The organism is Streptomyces africanus (assembly GCF_002150735.1).
GTDB lineage: Bacteria > Actinomycetota > Actinomycetes > Streptomycetales > Streptomycetaceae > Streptomyces > Streptomyces africanus.
This window is the reverse complement of sequence record NZ_MUKA01000609.1, coordinates 1-4,327: the sequence shown is the minus strand read 5'-3', so window position 1 is coordinate 4,327 and position 4,327 is coordinate 1. Positions and strand designations below refer to the sequence as shown.

Below are 4,327 nucleotides of genomic sequence, written 5' to 3'. Positions count from 1 at the left end.
GGGAGGTGAGCGCCGACGGCCCGCGCGGGGCGCACGACGCGGGCGTGCTGCCCCTCCTCTCGCACGCCCTGCTCGCCACCTGGCAGCGCAGAAAGGCGGGCCGGCTCACGCTCGCCGGGTACCGCGCGGCCGGCGGCATCCAGGGCGCGGTCGCGGCGACGGCCGAGCGGGCCTGGTCCGGTCTCGACCCGGCGGCGCGCACGGCGGCCCGGCTGCTCCTGCTCCGGCTGGTGCGGCTGGGCGAGGACACCCAGGCCACGCGCAGGCGGGGCACCCGGCGCCAACTGGCGGAGGAGTCGACCGACCCCGGCAAGACCGAGGAGTCCCTGGAGGCGCTGGTCCGCGCCCGGCTGGTGACGCTGGACGCGGAGACCGTGGAGATCACCCACGAGGCGCTGCTGCACGCCTGGCCGCGGCTGCGCGACTGGATCGACGACGACCGGCAGGGCAACCTGCTGCGCCAGCGCCTGGAGGAGGACGGCCGGGCCTGGGAGGAGTCGGACCGCGACACCTCACTGCTCTACCGGGGCTCCCGGCTGGAACAGGCCCACGGGTGGGCGAAATCCGCCGGGGACACGTTTCTGACCCGGAGCGCGGTGGAGTTCCTGGCCGCCTCGGTCAGACTCCGCCGGCGCATCATCTGGATCAGCCGGAGTGCGGTGGCGACCCTGGTCGTGCTGGCGCTGCTGGCCGTCGGGGCGGCCGTCGTCGCCTGGAAGCAGCGGGACGAGGCCGTGTTCGAACAGGTGCTCGCCCAGGCGGATCGCGTCCAGTACACGGACCCCTCGCTGTCCGCGCAGCTCGACCTGGTGGCACATCGGCTGCGGCCGGACGACAAGGGTGCGAACAGCCGTCTGATCTCCATCGTGAACGCCCCGCTGTCGACGCCGCTGGTCGGCCACAGCGGCGCCGTCTACCTCACGACGTTCAGCCCGGACGGCCGTACCCTGGCCACCGCCAGCTACGACCGGAGCGTACGGCTGTGGAACGTGACCGACCCGAAGCGTCCGAAGCCCCTGGGCAAGCCGCTCACCGGCCACACCAGCTGGGTGAGCAGCGCGGTCTTCAGTCCGGACGGTCGTACTCTCGCCAGCGCCTCCGACGACGGCACGATCCGGCTGTGGGACGTGACCGACCCCGGCCGGCCGAAGCGGCTCGGCAAGCCCCTGACCGGCCATGAGGGCACGATCTACCTGGTCGCCTTCAGCCCGGACGGGCGCACGCTGGCCTCCGTCGGCGACGATCACACCGTACGGCTGTGGGACGTGGCCGATCCGCGCCGGCCGCGGGCGCTGGGCAAGCCCCTGACCGGGCACGAGGCCGCCGTACGGTCGGTCGCGTTCAGCCCGGACGGCCGGACGCTGGCGGCCGGCGGCGACGACGGCACGATCCGGCTGTGGGACGTGACGGACCCCCGGCGTCCGGAGCCGGTCGGGGAGCCGCTGACCGGCCACACCGCCACGGTGCACTCCGTGGCCTTCAGCCCGGACGGCCGTACGCTCGCCAGCGGCAGCTCGGACAACACCATCCGGCTCTGGAACCTGGCCGACCGGCGTCACCCGGCGGCGATCGGAGCGCCGCTCACCGGCCACACGGGCCCGGTGTGGTCCGTGGCCTTCAGCCCCGACGGCAGCATGCTCGCCGCCGCCAGCGCGGACAGCACGGCGAGTGTGTGGAAGGTCGATGATCCGGCGTACCCGTCGCAGGTCGGCGCGCCCCTGGCGGGCAGCAGCGGTGAGATGTACGCGCTCGGCTTCAGCCCCGACGGGCGCACCCTGGCCACCGGGTCGGGCGACAACAAGGTCCGTCTGTGGGCGCTGCCGACGGCGGACATGATCGGCCGGACCGGAGTGTTCCGGCCCGACGGGCGGGTGCTCGCGACGGCGGCGCTCGACGGACGGATCCGGCTGTGGGACGTGCGCGAGCCCGGCAGGCCCGTGCGCATCGGCGAACCGTTTCAGCCCAAGGGCGGCGTGCGCTCCCTGGAGTTCTCCGCGGACGGCCGCACCCTCGCGGTGGTGACGGGGAACCGGGCCTTGCAGCTGTGGAACGTCGGCGATCCGGACCGCCCCGTCCCCCACGGCTCGCCCGTCCCCCTGCGCATCCGGTTCGCCGACCCACTCGCCTTCAGCCCGGACGGGCGCCTGCTGGCGACCGCCGACGACGACCGCACCGTCCAGCTGTGGGACGTCGGCGACCCGTCCCGTCCGCGCCCGCTCGGCGCGGACCTCACCGGTCACAAGGGGTACGTCAACTCCCTCGTCTTCAGCCCGGACGGCCGTACGCTCGCCAGCGGCAGCGCCGACGGGACGATCCGGCTGTGGAACGTCACGGACCCCGGGCGTGCCGTCCTGCGCGGCGCACCTCTCACGGGGCATCTCGGAGCCGTCAACGTCCTCGCCTACAGCCCCGACGGGCAGACGCTGGCCAGCGGCGGCGACGACAACTCGGTCCGGCTCTGGGACATGGAGAACCCGGCCAGGGCCTCGCAGCGCAAGAGCCTCACGGGCCACACGGAGGCGGTCGTGTCACTGGCGTTCAGCCGGAGCGGCCACACCCTGGCCAGCGGCGGCAACGACAGCACCGTCAGGCTCTGGAACCTCTCCGACCCCGCCAGGGCCACCGCGATCGGCCAGTCGATGAGCCCCAATGCCAAGAACGGCGGCACCTTCCTGTCGTTCAGCCCGAGCAGCCACATGATCGGGGTGTCGAGCGGCACGGACACCATCCGGCTGTGGAACCTGGACGTCGACGCGGCCGCACGCCGCGTCTGCACGATGACCCGGGGCGTTCTGACGCGCGAGACCTGGAGCGAGTACCTGCCCCGGCTGTCCTACGACCCGCCGTGTGAGCCCTGACGGGACCGCGGCGCCCAACAGGCCGCGCTGTCACGGGAGTTGAGTGATACGAGTCACAACCTGGGCTTTACTGACGAAGAGTCGGTTCCGACGGGCAAGCGCTTGTTACCCTTGGCCATAGCCCGACCGCTGGTGCATCCCCCGTCGCCAGCGGTCGGGCCTTTACGTGTCCGTGTGAGCTCGCAGGTCGAGCCGCATCAGGATCCGGGGGTGGCCGGCCAGTACCGAGGTGGTGGCGGCCGCGTAGGTGAAGCCGGCGCGTTCGAAGTTCTTGCGGAGGCCGGCGTACGCCATCGTCAGGTCGACCTTGGCGTCGCCGTTGTCCAGGGGATACGCCTCGATCGCCGGTGCGCCGTGGGCGCGGGCGAACTCGACCGCGCCGGCGATCAGGGCGTGCGAGATGCCCTGCTTCCGGTGACCGGGACGTACCCGGACGCACCACAGCGACCAGACGGGCAGGTCGTCGACGTGCGGGATCTTGCGGTTGCGCGCGAAGGAAGTGTCCGCACGCGGGGCGACGGCGGCCCAGCCGACCGGTTCGCCGCCGTCGTAGGCGAGCACGCCGGGCGGGGGATCGCGGTGACACAGCCCGGCGACGTACGCGCCGCGGGCCGGCCCGCGCAGTTCGTTGTTGAGCTTGGAGGGGATCCGGTAGCTCAGACACCAGCAGACGTTCGCCCCGGGCGACTTGGGCCCGAGCACGGCCCGGACGTCCTCGAAGACCGTGGCCGGACGGACGTCGACGCTCATGCCACCACGATGCCACGTGCCGCCCGGCCGCGCCGCCCGGCCGGGCTCCCCGGCTCCTGGAGAACGACGAGGGCGACCCTGCTCAGGCCGATGCCGCCCGCAGCAGTCGCAGTTGGCCGATCTCCGTCGCGTTCTTCATCAGTTCCGCGTTCAGCCAGGCCGCCATGTGCGCGACCGTGTACTGGGGGTCGTCCGGCCAGGGGAACGGGGCCGTGGTGTCCAGGCCGGGGTCGGTGAGGTCGTCCAGGACGGTCAGCCACTGCGTGTGCAGGCCGCGCAGCCAGTCGATGGCCGGAGTGCCCTCGCCGGGCCAGGCGATGTCCGTGCGGTCGCGGGGCGGGCGGCCCTGGGCGTGGTCGAGGGCCACGCTCCACCACCAGCCGATGTGCCAGCTCACCCAGGCGACGGTGGGGACGGGCACGGGGTCGGGCTCGGTCTCCGCCCAGTCCGGCACCCAGGTCCCGTCGGGGCCCCTGCGCATCGTCCAGCAGTGCGGCGCGGGCTCCCAGAGGAAGTCCTCCGGCTTCAGCCGCTCCAGGTGGTACTCGAACAACGACCAGGTCAACTCGTGCTGCCAGCGCAGCAATTCCGGGCGGGAAACGCTCATCGGGCGAGCCTACGCAAGGGCCCGGGCGTCCCGCGCCAGTCCCGCCCAGTCGAGGTCCCGCAGCCCCGGCTCCGCGTCGCAGCCCGACGGCAGCCGGGGCTGCGGGACCTCG

3 protein-coding genes are annotated in these 4,327 nt (G+C 73.2%); 1 reads left to right on the top strand and 2 read right to left on the bottom strand.

The window, feature by feature from the left end:
* The coding region (locus tag CCL05_RS42620) for a WD40 repeat domain-containing protein (RefSeq protein ID WP_086565853.1) at positions 1–2,858 on the top strand (2,858 nt) is incomplete at its 5' end.
* A gap of 162 nt (positions 2,859–3,020) precedes the next feature.
* On the opposite strand, the gene CCL05_RS42615 is transcribed toward CCL05_RS42620, so the two are convergent.
* Together CCL05_RS42615 and CCL05_RS42610 are read right to left on the bottom strand one after the other, a co-directional pair.
* Entirely contained in the window at positions 3,021–3,608 is a 588-nt protein-coding gene (locus CCL05_RS42615; protein ID WP_086565852.1) for a GNAT family N-acetyltransferase, read from the bottom strand.
* Between the two features lie 82 nt (positions 3,609–3,690).
* Complete coding sequence (locus tag CCL05_RS42610; protein ID WP_086565851.1) at positions 3,691–4,215, bottom strand: DinB family protein; 525 nt, start codon at positions 4,213–4,215, stop codon at positions 3,691–3,693.
* Positions 4,216–4,327: the final 112 nt, after the last annotated feature.